A 26,754-nucleotide genomic window follows, 5' to 3' on the forward strand; every position below is an offset into this window, starting at 1 on the left:
TTCTGCAATTGCTGATTTTCAAAACCCCCTGCGTTTCCAAAAGAATCAAGTGGCCATGAACGAAATCACCGCTCCCGAGCAATACGATCTGCAAACCGCAGCCCTGAAGGTGCCTCCGCACTCCATCGAGGCCGAACAGGCCGTGCTCGGTGGTCTGATGCTGGACAACAACGCCTGGGAACGCGTGCTCGATCAAGTATCCGACGGCGATTTCTACCGACATGACCACCGTCTGATTTTCCGTGCCATCGCAAGATTGGCCGATCAGAACATGCCGATCGACGTGGTGACCCTGGCCGAGCAATTGGACAAGGAAGGCCAGACGTCTCAGGTTGGCGGCCTCGGTTACCTGGGTGAGTTGGCAAAAAACACGCCGTCTGTCGCCAACATCAAGGCCTATGCCCAGATCGTGCGCGAACGGGCGACCTTGCGCCAATTGATCGGTATCAGCACCGAAATCGCGGACAGCGCCTTCAACCCGGAAGGCCGAACCGCTGCCGAGATCCTCGATGAAGCGGAACGGCAAATCTTCCAGATCGCCGAGGCCCGGCCAAAAACCGGTGGCCCGGTGAGCGTCAACGATCTGCTGACCAAGGCCATCGACCGCATCGACACCCTGTTCAACACCGACAACGCCATCACCGGCCTGTCCACCGGCTACACCGACCTCGATGAGAAGACCAGCGGCCTGCAGCCATCGGACCTGATCATCGTCGCTGGCCGTCCGTCCATGGGTAAAACCACCTTTGCGATGAACCTGGTGGAAAACGCCGTGCTGCGCAGTGACAAGGCCGTTCTGGTGTACTCCCTGGAGATGCCAGGTGAATCGCTGATCATGCGTATGCTCTCGTCCCTGGGGCGTATCGACCAGACCAAGGTCCGTTCCGGCCAACTGGAAGATGACGACTGGCCGCGCCTGACTTCGGCGGTCAACCTGCTCAACGACCGCAAGCTGTTCATCGACGATACTGCCGGTATCAGCCCTTCGGAAATGCGCGCCCGGACCCGTCGCCTGGTGCGTGAGCACGGTGATATCGCGCTGATCATGATCGACTACCTGCAGTTGATGCAGATTCCGGGCTCCAGTGGCGACAACCGGACCAACGAGATTTCCGAAATCTCCCGTTCCCTCAAGGCCCTGGCCAAGGAATTCAACTGCCCGGTGGTGGCGCTCTCTCAGTTGAACCGTTCCCTGGAACAGCGCCCCAACAAACGCCCGGTGAACTCCGACTTGCGTGAATCCGGAGCGATCGAGCAGGACGCCGACGTGATCATGTTCGTCTACCGTGACGAGGTGTACCACCCGGAGACGGAGCACAAGGGCATCGCCGAAATCATCATCGGCAAGCAGCGTAACGGCCCGATCGGCTTCATTCGCCTGGCCTTTATCGGTAAATACACCCGATTCGAGAACCTGGCGCCGGGTAGCTACAATTTTGATGACGACGAGTAACCTGTTTGGCTCCTGTGGGAGCGAGCCCCTTCTCCAGAAGGTTGCACTTCCCCTGTGGGAGCGAGCTTGCTCGCGATAGCGGTGTAACCGTCAGCACATGCATTGAATGTGCTGGCCCTTTCGCGAGCAAGCTCGCTCCCACATTTGATGTGCGGTGCGCCACCGATTTCCGACCATAGCCGTCGGAATTGGTTAATTTTTGTGCTATATTCCGCGCCCGCGATTTTTCATCTTTCATACCGGTCATCGACATGCAAGCAGCCAAGCCGTTATTTGACTATCCCAAGTACTGGGCCGAATGTTTCGGCCCCGCGCCGTTCCTGCCCATGAGCAGGGAGGAGATGGATCAGCTCGGCTGGGATTCGTGCGACATCATCATCGTGACCGGTGATGCCTACGTCGATCACCCGTCGTTCGGCATGGCGATCATCGGTCGGCTGCTGGAAGCCCAGGGCTTTCGCGTCGGGATCATTGCCCAGCCAAACTGGCAGTCCAAAGACGACTTCATGAAGCTCGGCGAGCCGAACCTGTTTTTTGGCGTCGCGGCCGGCAACATGGACTCGATGATCAACCGCTACACCGCCGACAAGAAAATCCGTTCCGACGACGCCTACACCCCGGGTGGCATGGCGGGCAAGCGGCCGGACCGTGCGAGCCTGGTCTACAGCCAGCGCTGCAAGGAAGCCTACAAGCATGTGCCGATCGTGCTCGGCGGTATCGAAGCCTCCCTGCGCCGCATCGCCCATTACGATTACTGGCAGGACCGGGTGCGCAACTCGATCCTGATCGACGCCTGCGCCGACATCCTGCTCTACGGCAACGCCGAGCGGGCGATTGTCGAAGTCGCCCAGCGCCTGTCCTATGGCCACAAGATTGAAGACATCACCGATGTCCGTGGCACCGCGTTCATCCGCCGCGACACCCCGCAAGGCTGGTACGAGGTTGATTCCACCCGCATCGACCGCCCGGGCAAGATCGACAAGATCATCAACCCGTATGTGAACACCCAGGACACCGCTGCCTGCGCCATCGAGCAAGAGAAAGGTCCGGTTGAAGACCCGAGCGAAGCCAAGGTCGTGCAGATTCTGGCGAGCCCGCGCATGACTCGCGACAAGACCGTGATTCGTCTGCCGTCGGTGGAAAAGGTTCGTGGCGATGCGGTGCTCTACGCTCACGCCAACCGCGTGCTGCACCTGGAAACCAACCCGGGCAACGCCCGTGCTCTGGTGCAGAAGCATGGTGAAGTCGATGTCTGGTTCAACCCACCACCCATTCCGATGACCACTGAGGAAATGGACTACGTGTTTGGCATGCCTTACGCGCGTGTTCCGCACCCGGCGTACGGCAAGGAAAAGATCCCGGCCTACGAGATGATCCGTTTCTCGGTGAACATCATGCGTGGCTGCTTTGGCGGCTGCACCTTCTGCTCGATCACCGAGCACGAAGGCCGGATCATCCAGAACCGCTCTGAAGAATCGATCATTCGCGAGATTGAAGAGATCCGCGACAAGGTCCCGGGCTTCACCGGCGTCATTTCCGACCTCGGCGGCCCGACCGCGAACATGTACCGCATTGCCTGCAAGAGCCCGGAAATCGAATCCGCGTGCCGCAAGCCATCCTGTGTGTTCCCCGGTATCTGCCCGAACCTCAATACCGACCATTCTTCGCTCATCCAGCTGTACCGCAGCGCCCGGGCATTGCCTGGGGTGAAGAAGATCCTGATTGCCTCCGGCCTGCGTTACGACCTGGCGGTCGAGTCGCCGGAATACGTCAAGGAACTGGTGACCCACCACGTGGGTGGTTACCTGAAGATCGCCCCGGAACATACCGAGGAAGGTCCGCTCAACCAGATGATGAAACCGGGCATCGGCAGCTATGACAAATTCAAGCGGATGTTCGAGAAGTACACCAAGGAAGCCGGCAAAGAGCAGTACCTGATTCCATACTTCATCGCCGCCCACCCGGGCACCACCGACGAAGACATGATGAACCTGGCGCTGTGGCTCAAGGGCAACGGTTTCCGCGCTGACCAGGTGCAGGCGTTCTATCCGTCGCCGATGGCCACCGCCACGGCCATGTACCATTCGGGCAAGAACCCGCTGCGTAAGGTCACCTACAAGAGCGACGCGGTGACCATCGTCAAGAGCGAGGAGCAGCGCCGCCTGCACAAGGCCTTCTTGCGGTATCACGACCCCAAGGGCTGGCCGATGCTGCGCGAAGCGCTGACCCGCATGGGCCGCGCCGACCTGATCGGGCCGGGCAAGAATCAATTGATTCCGTTGCACCAGCCAGCCACCGACAGCTACCAGAGCGCCCGTCGCAAGAACTCGACGCCGGCTGGCAGCCACAAGGTAGGCAAGGAAACCACCAAGATCCTGACCCAGCACACCGGTCTGCCACCGCGCGCCAGCGACGGCGGCAACCCGTGGGACAAGCGCGAGCAGGCCAAGGCCGCGGCATTCGCCCGCAACCAGCAGGCCGCCAAGGAGCGCAAGGACGCCGCCAAGGGCAAAGGGCCGAAACCGGCGCGCAAGCCAGTCGTACCGCGCTGATCGCCAAGCCACATTGCAAACGCCAGCTTAAAAGCTGGCGTTTTGCTTTCTAGCGGCTGTGCTACTCGTTTGCTATCGTGGCGACCGCCAATGCCAGTCAGTTCCGTGCAATAAAGCCAAACACCGCTCTTGTGGCGAGGGAGCTTGCTCCCTCGCCACAGATGTCAGTGTTGGCCCTGGCAGAGCCCGGCTTGCCCGCAATCACGGCCACACAGGCAATAAAGTTCTCACCCTCGGATTTTCAAGGACGATTCATATGAGTACCCCTTTACCGGGTATCGGCATGGACTACAGCCCCTCCCAGTTCATGGCCCGCCAACGCATCGAAAGCCAGATCAACCTGCCGCGCCTGTTCGCGGCCATCGACGCCGATCCCAGTATCGTCGGCGCTGGCGTGGTGTACATCGATGCCGAATTCAACGTGGTGACCCTGCGCGAGTTCAAGCCGATTTGCAGTATCAAGCCCAAGCGGATCATCTTGCGCGAGGCGCAGAAGTACATTGCGCCGGCTCAGTTTGCTGATCAGGTAAAGAACAACCCGCGTGAGTCTCGTTTAGTGGGAGAGGCTGTCAATACGACGTTATCCTGCGCTGGCGCCATTCTGGGCTGGATTGTGGTTTTCAGTGGCACGATCGCAGTTCCATTTACAGCGGGTGCAAGCCTGGTTGTCACAGCCGTGGGGGCAACCGCCGCCGCTGCCAGTACTGCGCAGTGCGTGGTTGGGAGCATGCGTACCTACAACGAACTCAACGATCCAGCAGCTAATGATGATATGGACAGTGAGGACTGGTATCGCTACGCAATGCCAGTGTTGGATGCCGCGTCATTGCTGGGAGCCGGGGCATCCACTTTAACAACGCTCAAACTCTTGCAAGCGAGGAAGGTCTCGACTGGCAGGAGTTGGTACGAGCTTTCCAAAGGTTTGACTCGTCAGCAAAGAAAGGCATTGACCAAAGAGTTGTTAACACTGAAGGACCCAAGCCTGACTAACAAACTATTGAAGCTTCGCCAGCGTTCGGGGACGCTTGCAAAGCGTTTCACGGCTACCCAGATCAATCACGCGACCGTGACCCAGATTCGCGACTCTCTGGGGGCCGCCATCGGCTTAACGGGCAGTAGCTTGTCTGGGAACCTGAAGACAATTGCCGTGGGGCTGTATGAGGAAGTTGAATAATGGACCGCAAGCATTCATTGAACGCTTTCCTCGCTCATTATTTTCCAACCTTCATCTGCGCTTTTTTTCTAGCCTGTTTCGCGGTTTCCGCTTCAATTTCATTAGTCTCTAGCACTTACTTTCGAGGCGATCCTGAACGGGCCAAGTATTCTTTTCTGGTTGCGTTGATCCTCTCTTTGCTCTTGGCGTTGAGCCATTTCGTCATGATCAGGGGGCGGTCATGGGGTGTTCGTGCCATCGTTGTGTTCTATCTGGCGTGTCTCTTCACGGTCCTCCCCACCTACGGCTACAAGCCGCATCCTTTTGCCTATGTGACGGGGTGGTTGTTCCCGTTGCTGGGGCTGCTATTGCTCAACAGTAAGCGCCATCGAGAGATGCGCCAGAAATTGTCGGAGTTGCGCGAGGAGCGTATGGCGATAAGGTCTGCCGTCCGTTTACAGAAGAAAAGGAAAGGACGCTAGATGGAAAACTATCCGACTTTCATCCATTTTATGAAGCGCTACTTTCCGACCTTCATCGCAACGATATTCGTGGCGAAAATATCGTGTTTACTGGCGCTCTTTGCTCTTCTCGACAGTTTTTTTGTGCGCGCTACGTTGTCGAGCCAAGCGAAAATTTCCGCTGTATGCATTGCTATTTGTACGTTGGTTCTGGTCCATAGCAACTTTATGGTCGTGCGCGGCAGAGCGGGTTGGGTCTGGGTGTTTGCCGGGCTTTTTGTGGTCTGTCTGTTGTGTGTCTTGCCGACTATTGGTTATCGCCCGAATCGATTCGTTTATGCGGCGGGTCTGTTTTTTCCATTGCTCGGGCTGCTACTGCTCAACAGCAAACGTCACCGCGAAATGCGCAGCAAGCTGGTAGAAGTCCGCCGCCAACGCGAACTCTTCATCCAGGCCGCCAAAGCCTCCCGCTCACGGCGTTGAGTCGATTCGCTACCGCCGCTGCCACATTTATGTGCTTAGCTTTGCACCCGAATGCGAGCATCGCGCGCTTTTAGTGCTCTACTGCCTTGAGTAGACGAAGAAAGTGTCCGGCTTGCCTGCATGGCATAAGTCTTGCGCCGCTTTCGATAACGCCCAGGCTCGCAGGAGGTACGTCGTGTCGATTCACGTCGCATTGCACCATGTCACGCATTACCGGTACGACCGCGCTGTCGAGCTCGGTCCGCAGATCGTTCGCCTGCGCCCGGCGGCCCACAGCCGCACGCGGATTCTTTCTTATGCGCTGAAGGTCGCGCCCGATCAGCACTTCATCAACTGGCAGCAGGATCCCCAGGGCAATTACCTGGCGCGGTTGGTGTTTCCCGAGAGAACCCGGGAGCTGCGCATTGAAGTCGATCTGCTGGCTGAAATGGCGGTGTTCAATCCGTTCGACTTTTTCCTGGAACCCTACGCGGAAAAAATCCCGTTCACCTATGCCGCCGACGAGCGCAAGGAGTTGGCGCCTTACCTTGAAACCCTGCCGTTGACGCCGAGATTCCAGGCCTATCTGGACGGCATCGACCGCACGCCGTTGCCGGCGGTGGATTTCCTGGTGGCGCTCAACCAGCGCCTGAGCGAAGACATCAACTACCTGATCCGTATGGAACCGGGCGTCCAGACCCCGGAGCACACCCTGGAGCATGCGTCCGGATCCTGCCGCGACTCGGCCTGGTTGCTGGTGCAGTTGTTGCGCAACCTTGGCCTGGCCGCGCGGTTCGTTTCCGGTTACCTGATCCAGTTGACCGCCGACGTGAAAAGCCTCGACGGCCCGTCCGGTACCGAGGTGGATTTCACCGACTTGCATGCCTGGTGCGAGGTCTACCTGCCCGGTGCCGGCTGGATCGGCCTGGATGCGACGTCCGGGTTGTTCGCCGGTGAAGGGCATATCCCGTTGGCCTGTAGTCCCGATCCGTCCTCGGCGGCGCCCATCAGTGGCTTGGTGGAACCGTGCGAGTGCGAATTCAGCCACGAAATGTCCGTCGAGCGGATCTGGGAAGCGCCACGGGTCACCAAGCCCTACACCGAAGAGCAGTGGCTGGCGATTCAGGCGTTGGGCCGGAAAATTGATGCCGACCTGCTGGAAGGCGATGTGCGCCTGACCATGGGGGGCGAGCCGACCTTCGTCTCGATTGATGACCCGGACGGCGCCGAATGGAACACCGCCGCGCTGGGGCCGGACAAACGTCGCCTCTCCGCCGAGCTGTTCCAGCGCATGCGCAAGCATTATGCGCCCCAGGGGCTTGTGCATTTTGGCCAGGGCAAGTGGTACCCCGGTGAGCAGTTGCCGCGCTGGTCGCTCAACTGCTATTGGCGGCGTGACGGAGTGCCGATCTGGCACAACAGCGCGTTGATCGCTGACGAGCAGCAGGACTACGGCGCCGACGGCGAAATGGCCGGGCGCTTTCTGACAAGCGTTGCCGAGCGTTTGAAAATTCCTGCGCGATTCGTGTTCCCAGCCTACGAGGACAATTTCTATTACCTCTGGCGCGAAGGTGCATTGCCATCGAACGTCACGGCCCAGGACCCCCGCCTGGAAGATGCTTTGGAGCGGGAACGGTTGCGCAAGGTCTTCAGTCAGGGCCTGGACAAAGTGATCGGGCAGGTCCTGCCGCTGGCGCGTACCGCCAAGGGCGATCAATGGCAAAGCGGTCGATGGTACCTGCGCGATAGTCACTGCCGGTTGGTACCGGGGGATTCGCCCCTGGGCTATCGCCTGCCATTGGCTTCCCAGCCCTGGGTGACAGCGGCCGAATACCCCTTCATTCATCCCACCGACCCGAACCAGGACCTGCCGGTGCTGCCCGATGCCGAACGCCTGGCCCGTCATGGTGAGCCGGCAACCGAGCAGGATCGTGCCCCGCAGATTGACGAATCCGCCGACTGGCTGACCCGCACGGCGTTTTGTGCCGAGGCTCGCGAGGGGCGTTTGTACCTGTTCATGCCGCCCCTGGAGCGGGTCGAGGATTATCTGGAACTGGTCAGCGCCATCGAAGCGACAGCCGAGGAGCTGCATTGCCCGGTACTGTTGGAAGGCTACGAGCCGCCGAGCGACCCGCGCCTGAGTAACTTTCGCATCACCCCCGATCCGGGTGTGATCGAGGTTAACGTGCAGCCGTCCGCGACCTGGGATGAACTGGTCGAGCGCACCGAGTTTCTTTACGAAGAGGCGCGACAGACCCGGCTGACCACCGAGAAATTCATGATCGACGGTCGGCACACCGGCACCGGTGGTGGCAACCATTTCGTACTAGGGGGCGCAACCCCGGCCGACTCTCCCTTTCTACGGCGCCCTGACCTGCTGCGCAGTCTCATCAGCTACTGGCATAACCACCCGTCGTTGTCCTACCTGTTTTCCGGCTTGTTCATCGGACCGACGTCCCAGGCGCCCCGGGTGGACGAAGCGCGCAACGATGCGTTGTATGAGCTGGAAATTGCCTTCGCACAAATGCCGCAACCTGGCGAAGAGTGCCCGCCCTGGCTGGTTGATCGGCTGTTGCGCAATCTGTTGATCGACGTGACCGGCAACACCCATCGTGCCGAATTTTGCATCGACAAGCTCTATTCGCCGGACGGCGCCACCGGGCGTCTCGGTCTATTGGAGCTGCGGGCTTTTGAAATGCCGCCCCACGCCCGGATGAGCCTGGCCCAGCAGCTATTGCTGCGGGCGCTGGTGGCGCGGTTCTGGCGTGAGCCCTACCTGCCTGCGAAGCTGGCGCGGTGGGGGACCGAACTGCATGACCGCTTCCTGTTGCCGCATTTTATCGAACAGGATTTTGCCGACGTCATCAATGAACTGAACGCCGCCGGTTACCCGCTGCGGGCCGAATGGTTCGCCGCGCACCTGGAGTTTCGTTTTCCCAAGGTGGGTGATTACGCGGTCAGCGGCATCGAACTGCAATTGCGCCAGGCCCTTGAACCCTGGCATGTACTGGGAGAAGAGGGGGCAGCGGGCGGCACCGTGCGGTATGTGGACTCTTCTCTTGAACGTTTGCAGGTCAAGCTTAGCGGCCTGGCGCCGCAACGGTATCTGCTGACCTGCAACGGTGTTCCGGTGCCGCTTCAAGCCACCGGCCGGGTCGGCGAATTTGTCGCCGGGGTGCGTTTTCGCGCCTGGCAACCGGCCAACTGCCTGCAGCCGACCATTGCGGTCCATGCGCCGTTGGTCTTCGATTTACTCGACACCTGGACGCAACGTTCGGTGGGGGGGTGCCAGTATCATGTGGCCCATCCGGGGGGACGTAATTACGACAGCCTGCCGGTGAATGCCAATGAGGCGGAGAGCCGGCGAATGGCGCGTTTTTTCCGTCTCGGACACACGCCTGGGAAACTTCCGATACCTCACCTGACAGTGGACGACGAGTTTCCCCTCACGCTCGATCTGCGACGTTTTTGAGAGCGCTCCCTAAGTCGTACACGACACCCGGATATTTCAACTATCCGGGTGTCATGCGCTTGCGCTAGTCTCACGTTTCATTGCTGTCTGCCGAGCTTTCCATGCCTGACCTGCTTGACCGTTACCCGCTGACGACGGGCACCTATCACGAATTGATGGACGACAGTGGCGCGGTGCGCGGGCACTGGCGCCGCCTGCTCGACCATTTGCAGCGCAGTACGCCGGCCCAACTGCTCCAGCGTCAGGCACTGTTGGCCCGGCAGATCCAGGAAAACGGTGTCACTTACAACGTCTATGCGGACCCGAAGGGCGCCGACCGGCCGTGGGAGCTGGACCTGCTGCCCCACGTGATCGATGCGCAGGAGTGGAAGCACCTGTCGGCGGGCATCGCCCAGCGTGCACGCTTGCTCAACGCAGTACTGGCCGACTTGTACGGGCCGCAACGGCTGATCAGTGAGGGGCTGCTGCCGGCGGAGCTGGTGTTCGGGCACAACAATTTTCTCTGGCCGTGCCAGGGCATCACGCCACCGGACGGCATTTTCCTGCACCTGTATGCCGTGGATCTGGCCCGTACGCCCGACGGTCGCTGGTGGGTCACGGCGGATCGGACCCAGGCGCCTTCGGGGGCCGGGTATGCGCTGGAAAATCGCATGATCGTCTCCCGGGCCTTTCCCGACTTGTATCGTGACCTGAAGGTCAAGCACCTGGCCGGTTTCTTCCGCACCTTGCAGCAGACCCTTGCGCGTCAGGCCCCCAGTGATGGCGAGTCGCCGCTGGTGGTGCTGTTGACGCCTGGACGGTTCAACGAAAGCTATTTCGAACACCTTTACCTGGCGCGCCAGCTGGGCTATCCGCTGGTGGAAGGGAGCGACCTGACCGTTCGCGACGCCACGGTGTACCTCAAGACCCTGAGCGGGCTACGACGGGTTCACGCCATCATGCGCCGGCTCGACGATGATTTCTGCGACCCGTTGGAGCTGCGCACCGATTCGGCCTTGGGTGTACCGGGATTGTTGGAGGCGGTGCGCCAGGGCCGGGTTCTGGTGGCCAATGCCTTGGGCAGCGGCGTGCTGGAATCACCGGGCTTGTTGGGCTTTTTGCCAAAGATCAGCCAGTTTCTGTTCGGTGAGGAACTGATACTGCCGTCCATCGCCACCTGGTGGTGCGGTGAGCCGCCGGTACTGGCCCAGGCCTTGGAAAAACTGCCGCATTTGCTGATCAAACCGGCGTTTCCTTCCCAAAGTTTCAGCCCGGTATTGGGGCGCGACCTGAACGAACAACAGCGTGCACTTCTGGCCGCGCGCATGCAGGCGCGTCCCTACGCCTATGTCGCCCAGGAACTGGCGCAGCTGTCCCAGGCACCGGTCTGGCAGGCCGAAGACGGTCAGCTTCAGCCGCGGGCCATCGGCATGCGCGTGTATGCCGTTTCCGGGGAGGATGACTATCGGGTGCTGCCGGGCGGCCTGACCCGCGTGGCGGCCGAGGCCGACGCTGAAGTGGTGTCGATGCAGCGAGGCGGCGCCAGTAAGGACACTTGGGTCCTGGGCGAACAGGCGCCCAGTGGCGAACAATGGAAGGCCCAGCGAACCGTGGGCGTCCACGATCTGGTGCGACGTGATCCCTATCTGCCGTCCCGCGTCGTGGAAAATCTGTTCTGGTTCGGTCGCTACTGCGAGCGCTGTGACGACAGTGCGCGGCTGCTGCGGATCATGCTGGCGCGCTATGTCGATGGCGACGACCCGCAAGCGCTGCAGTCGGCGGTGTCCCTGGGGGAAAGCCTGATGCTGTTGCCGGAGGAGGGCGAGCTGCCCGAGCGACTGCTGGCGGCGTTGTTGGGGGACGATTGGTCGTTCAGCCTGCGTTCCAACCTGCAGCGATTGCAGTGGGCGGCCTCCCAGGTTCGCGGCAAGCTGTCCCGGGAGAACTGGCAGGCACTGGTGGAGTTGCAGCGCGAAGCCATGGAGCTGGAAACCGCGGAGCCGGATTTCGGTGAGTTGCTGGATTTTCTCAACCGTTTGGTGATGTCCCTGGCGGCGTTGTCCGGATTCGCTTTGGACGACATGACCCGCGACGAGGGCTGGCGTTTCCTGATGATTGGTCGTCGCCTGGAGCGCCTGCAATTTCTCAGCAGCAGCCTGGCGGCGTTCCTGCGAGGCGAGGCGGTGTTCGATCAGGCGGGGCTGGACTGGTTGCTGGAACTGGGCAACAGCAGCATCACCTATCGTTCGCGTTACCTGGCGGTGGCCCAGTTGATTCCGGTGCTCGACCTGCTGTTGCTGGACGAACAAAACCCTCACGCGGTGCTCTTCCAGTTGAAACTGGTGGCCCGTACCCTCAAGCGCTTGAACGATGACTTCGGCGCGCCCAGGGAAACCGCCTTGCCAGAGCTGGTCGCTCGCCTGTCATGCTTTGACCTGCGTTGCCTGGAGAGTCCGCTGTTCGGCGAGGCCAGCCTGCGCGCAGCCCTCGATGGCTTGGCCGATCTGTTGCAGGAAGTGGCCGACGTCAGCGGCCAGGTGTCCGATCGCCTGGCCTTGCGTCATTTCGCTCACGTCGATGACGTCAGCCAGCGTACGGTGTCCGTCTGATGAGCGCTCGTTACCAGATATTCCACGACACCCACTACCATTACGACAGCCCGGTATCCCTGGCCCAGCAGCTTGCTCACCTGTGGCCGCGCCCCTGTGAGTGGCAGCGGTGCACCGAGCAGCAGTTGTTGATCAGCCCGGAGCCGACGACCCGCCGCGATGAGCTGGATGTGTTCGGCAACCCACTGACCCGCTTGGCGTTCGAACGGCCCCATGACGAGTTGCTGGTCAACGCGCGTCTGAGCGTGGAAGTGTTGGCGCGTCCTGTGCTGGACTTCAGTTTGTCCCCTGCCTGGGAGTCAACCTGCCATGCGTTGACCTACAGCGGCCGGCCACTGGCTGCTCCATTGCTGGATGCGTGCCGCTATCGTTTCGAGTCACCCTATGTGCACCTCAAGCGCAGCTTTGTCGAGTTTTCCGAAAGCTGTTTCGCGCCGGGGCGCCCATTGATGCTCGGCGTGCGGGCGCTGATGGAGAAGATATTCGAGGAGTTCACCTTCGATGCCGAAGCCACCCAGGTGGCAACGCCGCTGGTGGAGGTGCTGGAACGGCGGCGGGGCGTTTGCCAGGACTTTGCTCACCTGATGCTGGCCTGCGTGCGCTCCCGCGGGTTGGCGGCGCGTTACGTCAGCGGCTACCTGTTGACTCAACCGCCGCCGGGTCAGCCACGGTTGATCGGTGCCGATGCCTCGCACGCCTGGATCTCGGTGTTTTGCCCGGTGCTGGGCTGGGTGGACTTCGACCCGACCAACAACGTTCAGCCGGCGCTGGAACACATCACATTGGCCTGGGGCCGGGATTTTTCCGATGTGTCGCCGTTGCGGGGAGTCATTCTGGGCGGCGGTGATCATGACCCCGAAGTGCGGGTGACGGTGATGCCGCTTGAATCGTAAACAGATCCCAGTGTGGGAACGGACTGGGCTGTGAGGGCCGGCAGCGAGGCTGCCGACCCTGGACACAGAACCGGGGGGCCGGATCAGATCATCGGGCCCTGAGGGTATCAGGCGTCGGGCGTCTGATCTTTCGGTGCATCAACATCTACGTCTGCTGCCACGTCGCCTTCGGTATCCGGGGTCAGTGCTGCTGCTTCTTCTTCAGCGGTAGCTTTCTTGCGCTGAAGCTTTTCCTCTTTCTTCTGCTCCTTGGCCAAGTCTCTCTGACGTTTGGCGAAGGAATAATTGGGTTTGGCCATGGGCGATCCTCTGGGGTCGAAGGTGAGGTTGAGCGGCGCGTATTCTGCCCTGTATCGGGGTCGAGCCGTTAGCTGGGTTTTTGTTCGGCCCACTTTGGCTGCACCGACGGTTGCCATTCGTCCAGCGCATCGAGCAGGTGGTGGGGTGATTCGCTCACTTGCAGCATGTCACGGTGGGGCCCACGGACGAAGCCTTCGCCGACGATATGATCAAGAAAACCGGTGAGTTTGCTGTAGAAACCGTTCACTTCCAGCAGCCCCAGCGGTTTGCTGTGATAGCCGAGCTGGCCCCAGGTCCAGACTTCGAACAACTCCTCCAGCGTGCCAAGGCCGCCGGGCAGGGCGATGAAGGCATCGCTGAGCTGAGCCATGCGTGCCTTGCGGGCGTGCATGCCGTCCACCACTTCCAGGCGGGTCAGGCCGCTGTGGCCGATTTCCTTGTCTTTGAGGCTCTGCGGGATGATACCGATCACTTCGCCGCCGGCCGCCAGGGCCGCATCGGCGACGATGCCCATCAAGCCGACCGCGCCGCCGCCATAGACCAGGGTCAGTTTTCGTTCTGCCAACGCACGCCCCAAGGCCTGCGCCGCTTCACGATAGGCTGGGTGGCTACCGGTGCTGGCGCCGCAAAATACACAAACAGACGCTAAAGACATGCCTTACTCCGTGGTCAGTAACTGGACCAGAGTAAAGCCTGGCTTTGGCTGCGCAAAGCAATTAAACCTCGCGCCGGGGTTTTTCGTAGGTGCCACTGGCACCGCAGGCGTAGGCGGCAAGCAAGCTGCACAGCAGGCTGTTGAGGTTCATGATGCGGTACTCCAGAGAGGTGATGGAGCTGATCATATGGCCACCTCATACCTTTGGCTGGTTGATTATGCTCATCAGGCTGATAGCCTTAAGTTGTATACAATCTTTGACTCAGGTCATAGGAACTTGTCTGAAATTCAGGCAGTCTTCCCCATTGACGGAATTTTTCTAACCATGCCTTGGAGATTCACCATGTTTGCCAAACTTGCTGCAGTATCCCTGTTGACGCTGGCCAGCAGCCAGCTGATGGCAGCCGAGTGCAAGACCACCATCGACTCGACCGACCAGATGTCCTTCAGCACCAAGGCCATCGAGATCGACAAGAGCTGCAAGACCTTCACCGTTGAACTGACTCACTCAGGCAGCTTGCCGAAGAACGTCATGGGCCATAACTGGGTACTGAGCAAAGAGGCTGACATGCAGCCGATTGCTACCGATGGCCTGGCAGCCGGCATCGACAAGAACTACCTGAAAGAAGGCGATGCGCGCATCATCGCTCACACCAAGCTCATTGGGGCCAAGGAGAAGGACTCGGTGACTTTCGATGTATCGAAACTGAGCGCCGATGAGAAATACGGCTTCTTCTGCTCGTTCCCGGGCCACATCTCGATGATGAAAGGCACGGTTACCCTGAAGTAATCACATCAGGCATAAAAAAAGCGCCCGTTTCAGGGCGCTTTTTTGTGCCTCGCCAATAACCGCACATCCTGTGGGAGCGAGCCTGCTCGCGATGACGGCAGCACATTCAACATCAATGCAAACTGACCCACCGCTATCGCGAGCAGGCTCGCTCCCACAGGGATTGCCGGTCACGGCGCGTACGGCATCACCCGCTTGTGCTCGGTCTTGCGATAGGTCTCGCAAATGATTCGAGCGGCTTCTTCGCGCACCGGCAGCCCATGCAGGAACGCATCGATCTCGCCATAGGTCACGCCGTGGGCGGCTTCGTCGGGCTTGCCGGGCGACAGGTCCTCAAGGTCGGCAGTGGGGACTTTTTCCACCAGCGATTCCGGCGCGCCGAAGTCTCGGGCAATAGCCCGGACCTGGTTTTTCACCAGACCGCTCAACGGCGCCAGGTCACAGGCGCCGTCACCGAACTTGGTGAAGAAACCCATCACGGCTTCGGCCGCATGATCGGTGCCGATGACCAGGCCTTGCTCGGCACCGGCGATGGTGTACTGCGCCACCATGCGCATCCGCGCCTTGGTATTGCCCAGCACGAAATCCCGGGAGCCCGGCCCTTTGCCTTCGAACGCCAGCACTTCCTTGGCCAGTGCCTTGACTGCCGGACCGATGTTGACGGTATGGCGCTCGTCCGGCTCGATGAAGTCCACGCAGGCCTGGGCTTCATGTTCGTCGAACTGGGTTTCGTACGGCAGACGCACGGCAATGAACTTGTAGGCGGCGTTGCCGGTTTTCTCCCGCAGTTCACGCGCTGCGCGTTGGGCCAGCAGGCCGGCGGTCAGCGAATCGACCCCGCCGCTGATGCCCAGTACGAGGGTCTTGAGTCCGGAGTTGACCAGACAATCCTGGATAAAGCCCACCCGACGAGCGACTTCGGCCTTGAGGGCAGCGTCATCGGCGAACGGTGGCTGAACCTTGAGCTGTTCAGCAATCTCACGCTGTACGGCTTGCATGAATTCACTCCTTGCTTGGTGTGTCAAAGGGCGGCAGGTACTTGGAAAACGTGTCGCATGTAGGCGACGAAATTCGGGTCTTTGCAGTGGGTCTTGCCGGGCTCGTCTGAAATCTTGGCCACGGGTTGCCCGTCACAGCTGATCATTTTAAGCACGATGCTCATCGGCTCCACACCCGGGATGTCACACGTCAGGTTGGTGCCGATACCGAAGCTGACATTAATGCGACCACGCAATGCCCGAAAAATCTCCAGGCATTTGGGCAGTGTCAGGCTATCGGAGAACACCAGTGTCTTGCTCATCGGGTCGATACCGAGCTTGTGGTAGTGAGCAATGGCTTTTTCGGCCCAGATGACCGGGTCCCCGGAGTCATGGCGCAAGCCGTCGAACAGCTTGGCGAAGAACAGATCGAAGTCCTTGAGGAAAGCGTCCATGGTGATGCAATCGGTCAGTGCGATTCCCAGCAGGCCCCGGTACTCACGCACCCAGCAATCGAGGGCGGCGATCTGACTGTCGATCAGCCGCGGGCCCAGTTGCTGATGGGCCATGATCCATTCGTGGGCCATGGTGCCCAGGGGTTTCATGTCCAGCTCGCGGGACAGGTGCACGTTGCTGGTACCGACGAAGCGTCCAGGGAAATCGTGCTTGAGCACGTTGACGACTTCTTCCTGGACGCGATAGGAAAACCGCCGGCGGGTGCCGAAGTCCGCGACCTGCAGTTCGGATAACTCGTCGGCGCTGGCGTTGGCGGTCAGCCAGTCGAACTTGCGATACAGCTGTTCGCGCGCCTGCTCCAGAACGATCTCGCGGTAGCGATAGCGATTACGTACCTCGCTGACGATGGCCAGCAGCGGCACTTCGAACAGAATCACATGCAACCATGGCCCACGCAGGCGGATAAACAGCTCGCCGTTCTCGATGCCGGTGTGCACATAGCGCAGATTGAAACGGAACAGGCCCAGAAAACGCAGGAAATCGGGTTTGAGGAAGCTGATGCGCTCCAGGAAGCCCAACTGATCGACGCTCAGACTCAGCTCGGCCAGGCGTTCGATCTGAAAGCGGATCTCCGCCAGATAGGGGCGCAGGTCTTCGCTGTTGCGGCAGCGAAATTCCCATTCGACTTCGACGTTGGGGTAGTTGTGCAGCACCGCCTGCATCATCGTCAGTTTGTAGAAGTCGGTGTCGAGCAGGTTCTGCACGATGCGATCGGCAAATACACTCTCGCTCATGGCGGGAATCTCCAGACAGGCCGCTGCGGCGGGCAGCGGGGTGCAGCGGTTGGTGGTGAAGGGGCTAGTGGCGCATAACCCTGGTGAGTATTGCCAGCGATTTTTTAACGGCGGATACCCCGTTGGAGTGTCTGGATATGCCAACGGGCCTCATCGCGGGCAAGCTCAAGGTGCCATCGAAACCTCGTTCTGCTCCAGCATCCACTCCACAAAAAGCCGGACCTTGGGCACTTCCGCCGAATGCTCAGGATAGGCCAGGTAATAGGCATCGGTACTGGGCATCGCATAGTGCCAGGGGATCACCAGCTTGCCGTCAGCCAGTTCTTCTTCCACCAGAAACCGCGGCAGCAGGGCGACGCCACAGCCAACCTGGGCGGCCCGGATGCACATGTAGAACGTTTCGAAGCGCGGCCCGTGGTAGCTGTGTTCGGTGTGATAGCCCTGGCTGGCGAACCAGTCGTGCCAGGCCTGGGGGCGTGAGGCGTTTTGCAGCAGCACCAGATCGGTCAGTTGCGTCGGGTCGCTGAAGGGCTGGGCCGGCAGATTGCCAGGCGCGCAGACCGGCACCAGCTCTTCGCCGAACAGTTTCAGGGATTCGGCGCCGGGCCGTGAGCCCTGGCCGAAATAGAACGCCAGGTCGCTGCGCCCCTGAAGCAAGTCGTCGGCCTCCTGCTCGCTGCACAGGTCCAGATGAATTTTCGGGTGCCGCAGGCGCCAGCCTTTGAGCCGTGGGACCAGCCAGCGAGCTCCGAAGGTTGGCGGTGTGGAAACCCGTAGGACTTCGGTATCGCCGCCGTAGGAGCGCAAGTAGTGGGTCGACATCTCCACCTGCGTAAGGATTTTTCGTACCTCCCCCAGGTACAAATCCCCGGCCGGTGTCAGCTGCAAGCGTCGACGTACGCGGCGAAACAGCAAATGCTGTAGCAGTTCCTCCAACTGTGCGACCTGTTTGCTGACGGCGCTCTGAGTCAGGTTCAGCTCTTCGGCGGCGCGAGTGAAGCTCAGGTGTCGGGTCACCGCTTCGAAGCACTGTAGCGCCGTGATCGACGGCAAATAGCGTTTATTGATCATGATGAGGCCTTATTTCTTGTGGCGCTGCTTATCCGGTCATGGCCAGCATGAATAAACGGAATGATATCTCGCTTAAAGGTCGTTTGTTGGCAAGTCTCGGGCCAGCTACAACTACAGGTCTGATCAGCCGTGATCGTCCGGCTGCCAATTCTTTGTCTTTTGTTTGAGGAATTAACCATGGTTGCTGCATTGCTTGATCGTCTGGGTGTCGAACCGGCCTTGTACCAGAGCGGCACACAACCGGTGCATTCGCCCATCGACGGCAGTCGCATCGGCGCCGTGAACTGGGAGGGCGCCGCAGAGGTTGAGCAGCAGGTCAGCCGCGCCGAGCATGCGTTCGACCTGTGGCGCCAGGTGCCGGCCCCTCGCCGCGGCGAGCTGGTACGTCAATTTGGTGATCTGCTGCGCGAGTACAAGGCCGACCTCGGCGAGCTGGTGTCCTGGGAAGCCGGCAAGATCACCCAGGAAGGTTTGGGTGAAGTGCAAGAGATGATCGACATCTGCGACTTCGCGGTCGGTCTGTCCCGTCAGTTGTACGGCCTGACCATCGCCTCCGAGCGTCCGGGCCACCACATGCGTGAATCCTGGCATCCGCTGGGCGTGGTCGGCGTGATCAGCGCTTTCAACTTCCCCGTGGCGGTCTGGGCCTGGAACACCACGCTGGCCCTGGTGTGCGGCAATGCGGTGATCTGGAAACCCTCGGAAAAGACCCCGCTCACCGCCCTGGCCTGCCAAGCGTTGTTCGAACGTGTGCTGAAGAACTTCAGCGATGCGCCACCGTACCTCAGTCAAGTGATCATCGGTGGTCGCGATGCTGGCGAAGCGTTGGTGGACGATCCGCGCGTCGCGTTGATCAGCGCCACCGGCAGCACCCGCATGGGCCGTGAAGTGGCGCCGAAAGTCGCCGCGCGCTTTGCCCGCACCATCCTCGAGCTGGGTGGCAACAATGCGATGATCCTGGCCCCCAGCGCCGATCTGGACATGGCCGTGCGCGCCATCCTGTTCAGCGCCGTCGGCACCGCCGGCCAACGTTGCACCACGCTGCGCCGCCTGATCGCCCATGAGTCGGTGAAAGAAGAGATCGTCACCCGGCTCAAGGCCGCTTATTCGAAAGTGCGCATCGGCCATCCGCTGGAAGGCAACCTGGTCGGGCCGCTGATCGACAAGCAGAGCTTCGAAAACATGCAGGATGCACTGGAGCAGGCCTTGAGCGAAGGCGGGCGAGTATTTGGTGGCAAACGCCAGCTTGAAGACCAGTTCCCGAATGCCTATTACGTCTCGCCGGCCATCGTCGAGATGCCGGAGCAGAGCGATGTGGTGTGCCACGAAACCTTCGCCCCGATCCTTTATGTGGTCGGCTACAAGGATTTTGCCCAGGCCCTGCAACTCAATAACGCGGTGCCTCAAGGCCTGTCGTCCTGCATCTTCACCACGGACGTGCGTGAAGCCGAGCAATTCATGTCAGCAGTGGGCAGCGACTGCGGCATCGCCAACGTCAACATCGGCCCGAGCGGCGCGGAAATCGGCGGCGCGTTCGGCGGCGAGAAAGAGACCGGCGGCGGACGTGAGTCAGGCTCCGATGCATGGCGCGGCTACATGCGTCGCCAGACCAACACCGTGAACTACTCGCTGGAGCTGCCGTTGGCGCAGGGGATTACCTTCGACTGAGAAACTGGATCTTCGACCGATGAAGATCCCCTGTGGGAGCGAGCTTGCTCGCGAAAGCGGACTGTCATTCAACATCAATGTCGACTGGTCTGCCACCTTCGCGAGCAAGCTCGCTCCCACAATTGAACTGTGTAGTGGTTGGGTTTCATTTCCGGAGTCTGGCAATGCCGTTACGCGAAGAATGTCTGTGGGAAAAACTGACGCCGCAAAGACCTGAAAATACCGCCCTCACCGGCGAAATCACGGTGGATGTCTGCGTGATCGGCGCAGGTTTTACCGGTTTGTCGGCGGCGGTGCATTTGCTCGAACAAGGCAAGCGCGTGGCTGTGCTGGAGGCCCATCGGGCCGGGCATGGTGGGTCGGGGCGCAATGTCGGATTGGTCAACGCCGGCTTGTGGATCCCGCCGGATGAGATAGAAGCCGGCTTCGGCGAAGCGGTGGGCAGCCAGCTCAATCGTATGCTCGGGGCGGCGCCGGCGCTGGTGTTCAGCCTCGTCGATAAATACAACATTGATTGCCAGCTGCGACGCGAAGGCACGCTGCACATGGCTCACAACGCCAGGGGCGAAGCGGACCTGCGCAGTCGTGAAGAACAATGGAAGCGCCGTGGCGCCCCGGTGGAGTTGCTCACCGGCCAGGCGTGTGCCCAGGCCACGGGCACCTCGAAAATCGCAGCGGCATTGCTCGACCGGCGTGCCGGCACGCTCAATCCGATGGCCTACACCAGTGGGCTGGCCAAGGCTGCCAGCGACCTTGGTGGCCAGTTGTTTGATCATTCCCCCGTCACGCGCCTGGAACGCCAGGGCCAGCGCTGGTCGGTGCAAACTGCCCAGGGTTCGGTACTGGCCGAGCAAGTGGTGATCGCGTCCAATGCCTACACCGAAGGTGACTGGACCGAGCTGCGGCGCAATTTCTTTCCCGGTTACTACTATCAGGTTGCTTCCGCTCCGCTGACCGACGAAGCGGCGCAGCGCATCCTGCCAGGCGGCCAGGGCTCGTGGGACACCCGCCAGGTACTGAGCAGCATTCGTCGGGACAAGGACGGGCGTCTGTTGCTGGGCAGCCTGGGTAATGGCAATCGCAAACCCACCTGGTTCCTCAAGGCGTGGGCCGACCGGGTGCAACAGCACTATTTCCCTTACCTCAAGCCGGTGGAATGGGAATGCACCTGGACCGGATGTATCGCCTTCACCCCCGATCACCTGATGCGCCTGTTCGAGCCGGCCCCCGGTCTGGTGGCCGTGACGGGTTACAACGGCCGCGGCGTGACGACTGGCACAGTAGTGGGCAAAGCCTTTGCCGACTATCTGTGTCACGGCGACGCCAGCACGCTGCCGATTCCCTTCGCCGCCATGCGGCCACTGGCCGGGACAGGCTTGCGCAGCTGCTTGTATGAAGCGGGTTTTTCGCTGTATCACGCCGGCCAGTGCCTGCGAATTGTGATCTGAATGTTGAAAAATGTTGCCGCAGCGCTCGTTTTCCACCACAACGTCTAGCCTGTTATGGTGCGGGTTGTAGCAGTTGTGCACCGCCAGTGTGCAGTTCGGTGACGCGGGTTGTTACAGGTGGGTTGCACGTCGTTTCGTGTGATGGTTGCAATGATGGCTCAGGGAGGGTTGTACCCATTTGGTTCTATGGTTGTACCTTGTGCGGTTTAGACGGTTGCACGCCCAATAAAAAAGGGCTCGAAACAGTCGAAATAACAATAAAGCAGCGACTTTTTTAAGAATAAAAAACCGATGGCACGGCGCTTGCTCTGAGCTTTTCAGTGAAGTCGCAGTGCCAACTAAAAAAAACCTTGGAGCACCACCTCATGTCCCAGACGTTTTACAAGAAAGGCTTTCTGGCCCTCGCAGTGGCAGCTGCGCTGGGTGTTTCTGCGTTTGCTCAGGCCGACGTCAAGATCGGCGTAGCGGGTCCGATGACCGGTGCCAACGCGGCATTCGGCGAGCAGTACATGAAAGGCGCACAAGCGGCGGCAGACGAGATCAATGCCAAGGGTGGCGTGAACGGCGAGAAAATCGTTCTGGTACAGGGCGACGACGCCTGCGAACCGAAGCAGGCCGTGGCCGTGGCCAACCGCTTTGTCGATCAGGACAAGGTTCTTGGCGTGGTCGGTCACTTCTGTTCCTCGTCCACCATCCCGGCGTCCGAGGTCTACGGCGATGCCGGCATCATCTCCATCACTCCGGGTTCCACCAACCCGCAGGTCACCGAGCGCGGCCTGAGCGCGATGTTCCGTATGTGCGGTCGTGACGACCAGCAGGGCATCGTCGCCGGCGACTACATCGTTGACGTGCTCAAGGGCAAGAAAGTCGTTGTCCTGCACGACAAGGACACCTACGGTCAGGGCCTGGCGGATGCTACCAAGGCGCAGTTGGCCAAGCGTGGCGTGGAGCCGGTGCTGTACGAAGGCCTGACCCGTGGCGAGAAAGACTTCAGCGCCGTGGTCACCAAGATCCGTGCGGCCGGTGCCGACGTGGTCTACTTCGGCGGTCTGCACCCGGAAGCCGGCCCACTGGTCCGCCAGTTGCGTGAGCAAGGCCTCAAGGACGTGAAATTCATGTCCGACGACGGCATCGTCACCGACGAACTGGTCACCACCGCCGGCGGCCCGCAATACGTGGATGGTGTGTACATGACCTTCGGCGCCGACCCACGCCTGCTGCCAGACAGCAAGGCCGTGGTGGACGCGTTCCGTGCCAAGGGCACCGAGCCTGAAGGCTACACCCTGTACGCCTACGCCTCGGTCCAGGCCTTGGCGGCCGGTTTCAACGGCGCCAAGAAAAATGACGGCGAAGCCGCGGCCGAATGGCTCAAGGCCAATCCGGTCCAGACCGTGATGGGCAAGAAGGAGTGGGACTCCAAGGGTGACCTGAAAGTCTCCGACTACGTGGTTTACCAGTGGGACAAGGACGGCAAATACCATCAGCTGGAAAAACAGAAGTGACATGAACGGCTGAATCGCCCGGCGCCCCTGGTGCCGGGCGGTTTACCCGTGTTCATGCAGTACCTGTCTTTTCTCCCGAGAGCTGCGCGCACATCGTGCAGCGTCGGCGGCTGAACCCCGGTCCGTCGCAGCGGTGTGCGTGCAGTCTCTCAAATGCGTGAGATTGCGTTATGGATGGTATTTTCCTGCAGCAACTGATCAATGGCCTGACCCTCGGGTCGGTCTATGGTCTGATCGCCATCGGCTACACAATGGTCTACGGCATCATCGGCATGATCAACTTCGCCCATGGCGAGGTTTACATGATCTCTGCGTACCTCGCGGCGATCAGTCTGGCTCTGCTGGCCTGGTTCGGTATCGAATCCTTCCCCCTCATGATTCTCGGCACGCTGGTGTTCACTGTGGTGGTGACCGGCGTCTACGGCTGGGTGATCGAGCGCGTCGCCTACAAACCCCTGCGTAACTCCACTCGCCTGGCACCGCTGATCAGTGCCATCGGCATTTCGCTGATCCTGCAGAACTATGCCCAGATCAGCCAGGGCGCTCGCCAACAGGGCGTGCCCACGTTGCTCGAAGGCGCCATGCGCGTGGACATCGGCAGCGGCTTCGTCCAGCTGACCTACACCAAGATCTTCATCCTGGTCGCCGCATTCGCCGGGATGGCCTTGCTGACCTACATCATCAAGTACACCAAGCTCGGCCGTATGTGCCGCGCGACCCAGCAAGACCGCAAGATGGCCTCCATCCTCGGGATCAACACCGACCGGGTGATTTCCTATGTGTTCGTCATCGGTGCGGCCATGGCGGCCCTGGCCGGTGTGCTGATCACCATGAACTACGGCACCTTCGACTTCTATGCCGGCTTCATCATCGGCATCAAGGCGTTCACCGCGGCGGTACTCGGCGGCATCGGTTCCCTGCCTGGGGCGATGCTGGGCGGGATCATCCTCGGCATCTCCGAGTCGCTGTTCGCCGGTCTGATCAACTCTGACTACAAAGACGTGTTCAGTTTCTCGCTGCTGGTGCTGATTCTGATTTTCCGTCCCCAAGGCCTGTTGGGTCGCCCACACGTGGCGAAGGTATAAGTATGTCTGCTGCCAATAAACCGATTGATATCAAAAAGAGCGTCATCGACGCGATCCTGGCCGGCCTGATCTCGCTGATCGTGTTCGGGCCGATTGTCGGCGTGGTGCTCGACGGCTACAGCTTCAACCTGCAACCGGCCCGCGTGGGCTGGCTGGTGGCGATCGTGATGGTCGGGCGCTTTGCCTTGAGCCTGTTTCTGCAAACCCCCAAGGGTCTGAAGATTCTCCAGGGGTTCGAAAGCACCAGCTCCGGCGTGCATGTGCTGCCGCCAGACTACAAGTCGCGCCTGCGCTGGATCATCCCGGCGTTGATCGTGATTGCCATCGTGTTCCCGTTTTTTGCCAACAAATACGTGCTCACGGTGGTCATCCTCGGGCTGATTTATGTATTGCTGGGCCTGGGCCTGAACATCGTGGTCGGCCTGGCCGGGCTGCTTGACCTGGGTTACGTGGCGTTCTATGCCATCGGCGCTTATGGCCTGGCGCTGGGTTACCAATACCTGGGGCTGGGGTTCTGGACGGTGCTGCCGCTGGCGGCGATTGCGGCGGCGATGGCCGGGTGCATATTGGGATTCCCGGTGTTGCGAATGCACGGTGACTACCTGGCCATCGTGACCCTGGGTTTTGGCGAGATCATCCGGCTGGTGCTCAACAACTGGCTGTCGTTTACCGGCGGGCCGAATGGCATGCCGGTGCCGTCGCCGACCTTCTTCGGCCTGGAGTTCGGCCGGCGAGCGAAGGAGGGCGGGGTGCCGTTCCACGAGTTCTTCGGCATGGCCTACAACCCCAACGTCAAATTCCTGTTCATCTACATCGTCCTGTTCATCACCGTGCTGCTGGTGCTCTACGTCAAGCATCGCCTGACCCGCATGCCGGTCGGTCGCGCCTGGGAAGCCTTGCGCGAAGACGAGATCGCCTGCCGCTCCATGGGCCTGAACCATGTGCTGGTCAAGCTCTCGGCGTTCACCATTGGTGCTTCCACGGCGGGCCTGGCAGGCGTGTTCTTTGCCAGTTACCAGGGCTTCGTCAACCCCTCGTCGTTCACCTTCTTCGAGTCGGCGCTGATTCTGGCGATCGTGGTACTGGGCGGCATGGGGTCGACAGTGGGCGTGGTCATCGCTGCATTTGTCCTCACCGTGGCGCCGGAGTTGCTGCGCAGCTTCTCGGAATACCGGGTGCTGCTGTTCGGCGTGCTGATGGTGTTGATGATGATCTGGCGCCCGCGCGGCCTGATTCGCATCAGTCGTACCGGGGTGACGCCGCGTAAGGGAGTAGCGCCATGAGCGAAGTCGTGCTTACCGTTGAAAACCTGATGATGCAATTCGGTGGGATCAAGGCCCTCAGCGACGTCAGCCTGCAAGTCAAGCGCAACTCGATCTTCGCCCTGATCGGCCCCAACGGTGCGGGCAAGACCACGGTGTTCAACTGCCTGACCGGTTTCTACAAGGCCACGGGCGGCAAAATCGAGCTCAATGTGCGCGGCGAGCGGACCGATGTCATCAAGCTGTTGGGCGAACCGTTTCGTCCCACTGACTTCGTGTCCCCCAAATCCTTCGCCAGCCGGGTGTTCTACAAGATGTTCGGCGGCACCCACCTGGTGAACCGTGCAGGCCTGGCGCGGACCTTCCAGAACATTCGCCTGTTCAAGGAAATGTCCGTGCTGGAGAACCTGTTGGTGGCTCAGCACATGTGGGTCAATCGCAGTCTGGTGGCGGGCGTGCTCAACACCAAGGGTTACCGCCAGGCAGAAAGCGATGCCCTGGACCACGCCTTCTACTGGCTGGAAGTGGTGGACCTGGTGGATTGCGCCAACCGGCTGGCGGGCGAACTTTCCTATGGCCAGCAACGGCGCTTGGAAATTGCCCGGGCCATGTGCACCCGCCCGCAGATCATCTGTCTCGACGAACCGGCCGCCGGCCTAAACCCTCAGGAAACCGAAGCGCTGAGCGCGATGATCCGGCTGCTGCGCGACGAGCACGATCTGACCGTGGTGCTGATCGAACACGACATGGGCATGGTAATGAGCATTTCCGACCACATCGTGGTGCTGGACCACGGCAACGTGATCGCCGAGGGCGGTCCCGAGGCGATTCGCAACGATCCGAAGGTGATCGCAGCCTACCTGGGTGCCGATGAAGAGGAGTTGGTATGAGTGGACCTATCCTCGAACTCAAGGAGCTGGACGTATTCTACGGGCCGATCCAGGCCCTGAAAAAAGTCTCGATGCACATTGGGGAAGGTGAAACCGTCAGCCTGATTGGCTCCAACGGTGCCGGCAAGTCCACGTTGCTGATGTCGATTTTCGGCCAGCCGCGGGCGGCGAGTGGGCAGATTATCTACCAGGGCGTGGACATCACGCACAAGTCGTCCCACTACATCGCCTCCAACGGCATCGCGCAATCGCCGGAAGGACGGCGGGTATTCCCTGACATGACTGTTGAGGAAAACCTGTTGATGGGCACCATTCCCATCGGTGACAAGCACGCCAGCGAAGACATGCAGCGCATGTTCGAGCTGTTCCCGCGGCTCAAGGAGCGGCGCAACCAGCGGGCCATGACCATGTCCGGCGGCGAGCAGCAGATGCTCGCCATCGCCCGGGCGCTGATGAGCCGGCCCAAGTTGTTGCTGCTCGATGAACCCAGCCTGGGACTGGCGCCGATCGTGGTCAAACAGATCTTCGCCACCTTGCGGGAACTGGCGTCCACCGGCATGACGATCTTTCTGGTGGAGCAGAACGCCAACCACGCCCTCAGGCTGTCGGACCGGGCCTATGTGATGGTCAACGGTGAAATCCGCCTGACCGGCACCGGCAAGGAACTGCTGGTCAACGAAGAGGTGCGCAATGCGTATCTGGGCGGCCATTGACACAAGGCCAGCCATGAAAAAACCGGCGATTGAATCGCCGGTTTTTTATCTTTCAAATCCACCACCATTCCCCCTGTGGGAGCGAGCCTGCTCGCGATGGCGCCGGACC

General features: G+C 60.5%; 22 protein-coding genes. 16 read left to right on the top strand and 6 right to left on the bottom strand.

All coding sequences use genetic code 11. The features are described 5' to 3' along the window. Positions 1-55: 55 nt before the first annotated feature. From dnaB to GKKCFE_RS01305, 8 genes are all read left to right on the top strand, one after another. Positions 56-1,453: a replicative DNA helicase gene (gene dnaB / locus GKKCFE_RS01270; protein WP_027911801.1), complete on the top strand. Its 1,398-nt coding sequence runs from the start codon at positions 56-58 to the stop codon at positions 1,451-1,453. Between the two features lie 251 nt (positions 1,454-1,704). Next, positions 1,705-4,005: a YgiQ family radical SAM protein gene (locus tag GKKCFE_RS01275; RefSeq protein ID WP_047227320.1), complete on the top strand. Its 2,301-nt coding sequence runs from the start codon at positions 1,705-1,707 to the stop codon at positions 4,003-4,005. Positions 4,006-4,261: 256 nt separating this feature from the next. Next, positions 4,262-5,179 carry a hypothetical protein gene (locus tag GKKCFE_RS01280; protein ID WP_047227321.1) on the top strand — a complete coding sequence of 306 codons (918 nt, stop codon included), beginning with the start codon at positions 4,262-4,264 and terminating at the stop codon, positions 5,177-5,179. Next, positions 5,179-5,640, top strand: a complete 462-nt coding sequence (locus tag GKKCFE_RS01285; RefSeq protein ID WP_445577398.1) for a hypothetical protein — start codon at positions 5,179-5,181, stop codon at positions 5,638-5,640. Before GKKCFE_RS01280 ends, GKKCFE_RS01285 begins: the two co-directional genes overlap by 1 nt. Then, the gene (locus GKKCFE_RS01290; RefSeq protein ID WP_076382894.1) at positions 5,641-6,102 is read left to right on the top strand and encodes a hypothetical protein; all 462 of its coding nucleotides are present in this window, start codon (positions 5,641-5,643) and stop codon (positions 6,100-6,102) included. It begins immediately after the preceding gene. Between the two features lie 175 nt (positions 6,103-6,277). Then, positions 6,278-9,553: a transglutaminase family protein gene (locus GKKCFE_RS01295; protein ID WP_188252151.1), complete on the top strand. Its 3,276-nt coding sequence runs from the start codon at positions 6,278-6,280 to the stop codon at positions 9,551-9,553. A 101-nt stretch (positions 9,554-9,654) separates the two neighbouring features. After that, positions 9,655-12,141 (top strand): circularly permuted type 2 ATP-grasp protein, encoded by a 2,487-nt coding sequence (locus GKKCFE_RS01300; protein WP_445577399.1) that lies wholly within the window; start codon positions 9,655-9,657, stop codon positions 12,139-12,141. Continuing rightward, a complete protein-coding gene (locus tag GKKCFE_RS01305) occupies positions 12,141-13,034 on the top strand; it encodes a transglutaminase family protein (RefSeq protein ID WP_092395774.1) in 894 nt (297 codons plus the stop codon). The genes GKKCFE_RS01300 and GKKCFE_RS01305 overlap by 1 nt, the downstream gene beginning before the upstream one ends. Before the next feature lie 107 nt (positions 13,035-13,141). Here the strand turns inward: GKKCFE_RS01305 and GKKCFE_RS01310 are convergent, their stop codons facing one another. The 3 genes from GKKCFE_RS01310 to GKKCFE_RS01320 form a co-directional block, all read right to left on the bottom strand. Continuing rightward, entirely contained in the window at positions 13,142-13,333 is a 192-nt protein-coding gene (locus tag GKKCFE_RS01310; RefSeq protein ID WP_047227327.1) for a hypothetical protein, read from the bottom strand. Positions 13,334-13,401: 68 nt separating this feature from the next. Next, on the bottom strand, positions 13,402-13,989 hold the full coding sequence (locus GKKCFE_RS01315) for an LOG family protein (protein ID WP_107321468.1): 588 nt from the start codon (positions 13,987-13,989) through the stop codon (positions 13,402-13,404). A gap of 61 nt (positions 13,990-14,050) precedes the next feature. Beyond that, positions 14,051-14,176, bottom strand: a complete 126-nt coding sequence (locus tag GKKCFE_RS01320; RefSeq protein ID WP_262927085.1) for a hypothetical protein — start codon at positions 14,174-14,176, stop codon at positions 14,051-14,053. A 156-nt stretch (positions 14,177-14,332) separates the two neighbouring features. Between GKKCFE_RS01320 and azu the strand changes: the two genes are divergently transcribed. Next, positions 14,333-14,779 (top strand): azurin, encoded by a 447-nt coding sequence (gene azu, locus GKKCFE_RS01325; protein WP_107321469.1) that lies wholly within the window; start codon positions 14,333-14,335, stop codon positions 14,777-14,779. Positions 14,780-14,949: 170 nt separating this feature from the next. On the opposite strand, the gene nadE is transcribed toward azu, so the two are convergent. From nadE to GKKCFE_RS01340, 3 genes are all read right to left on the bottom strand, one after another. Next, positions 14,950-15,777 carry an ammonia-dependent NAD(+) synthetase gene (gene nadE, locus GKKCFE_RS01330; RefSeq protein ID WP_047227330.1) on the bottom strand — a complete coding sequence of 276 codons (828 nt, stop codon included), beginning with the start codon at positions 15,775-15,777 and terminating at the stop codon, positions 14,950-14,952. A 23-nt stretch (positions 15,778-15,800) separates the two neighbouring features. Further along, positions 15,801-17,006, bottom strand: coding sequence for a nicotinate phosphoribosyltransferase (gene pncB, locus GKKCFE_RS01335; RefSeq protein WP_047227331.1), 1,206 nt, complete (start codon positions 17,004-17,006; stop codon positions 15,801-15,803). A 165-nt stretch (positions 17,007-17,171) separates the two neighbouring features. After that, positions 17,172-18,077 (bottom strand): LysR family transcriptional regulator, encoded by a 906-nt coding sequence (locus GKKCFE_RS01340; protein ID WP_107321470.1) that lies wholly within the window; start codon positions 18,075-18,077, stop codon positions 17,172-17,174. Positions 18,078-18,254: 177 nt separating this feature from the next. Here GKKCFE_RS01340 and amaB point away from each other — a divergent pair, with 177 nt between their 5' ends. From amaB to GKKCFE_RS01375, 7 genes are all read left to right on the top strand, one after another. Beyond that, the gene (gene amaB / locus GKKCFE_RS01345; RefSeq protein WP_445577400.1) at positions 18,255-19,745 is read left to right on the top strand and encodes an L-piperidine-6-carboxylate dehydrogenase; all 1,491 of its coding nucleotides are present in this window, start codon (positions 18,255-18,257) and stop codon (positions 19,743-19,745) included. 164 nt (positions 19,746-19,909) lie between these two features. After that, positions 19,910-21,193 (top strand): L-pipecolate oxidase, encoded by a 1,284-nt coding sequence (gene amaA, locus GKKCFE_RS01350; RefSeq protein ID WP_139048505.1) that lies wholly within the window; start codon positions 19,910-19,912, stop codon positions 21,191-21,193. Between the two features lie 365 nt (positions 21,194-21,558). Then, positions 21,559-22,695 (top strand): branched-chain amino acid ABC transporter substrate-binding protein, encoded by a 1,137-nt coding sequence (locus tag GKKCFE_RS01355; RefSeq protein WP_139048504.1) that lies wholly within the window; start codon positions 21,559-21,561, stop codon positions 22,693-22,695. Positions 22,696-22,865: 170 nt separating this feature from the next. Then, a complete protein-coding gene (locus GKKCFE_RS01360) occupies positions 22,866-23,780 on the top strand; it encodes an ABC transporter permease subunit (protein WP_047227336.1) in 915 nt (304 codons plus the stop codon). 2 nt (positions 23,781-23,782) lie between these two features. After that, positions 23,783-25,063 (top strand): high-affinity branched-chain amino acid ABC transporter permease LivM, encoded by a 1,281-nt coding sequence (gene livM / locus GKKCFE_RS01365; RefSeq protein ID WP_076382888.1) that lies wholly within the window; start codon positions 23,783-23,785, stop codon positions 25,061-25,063. Continuing rightward, positions 25,060-25,932: an ABC transporter ATP-binding protein gene (locus tag GKKCFE_RS01370; RefSeq protein WP_047227338.1), complete on the top strand. Its 873-nt coding sequence runs from the start codon at positions 25,060-25,062 to the stop codon at positions 25,930-25,932. Before livM ends, GKKCFE_RS01370 begins: the two co-directional genes overlap by 4 nt. Further along, positions 25,929-26,645, top strand: coding sequence for an ABC transporter ATP-binding protein (locus GKKCFE_RS01375; RefSeq protein ID WP_076382886.1), 717 nt, complete (start codon positions 25,929-25,931; stop codon positions 26,643-26,645). The genes GKKCFE_RS01370 and GKKCFE_RS01375 overlap by 4 nt, the downstream gene beginning before the upstream one ends. Positions 26,646-26,754 lie beyond the last annotated feature (109 nt).

It is taken from the genome of Pseudomonas sp. E141 (assembly GCF_052659885.1).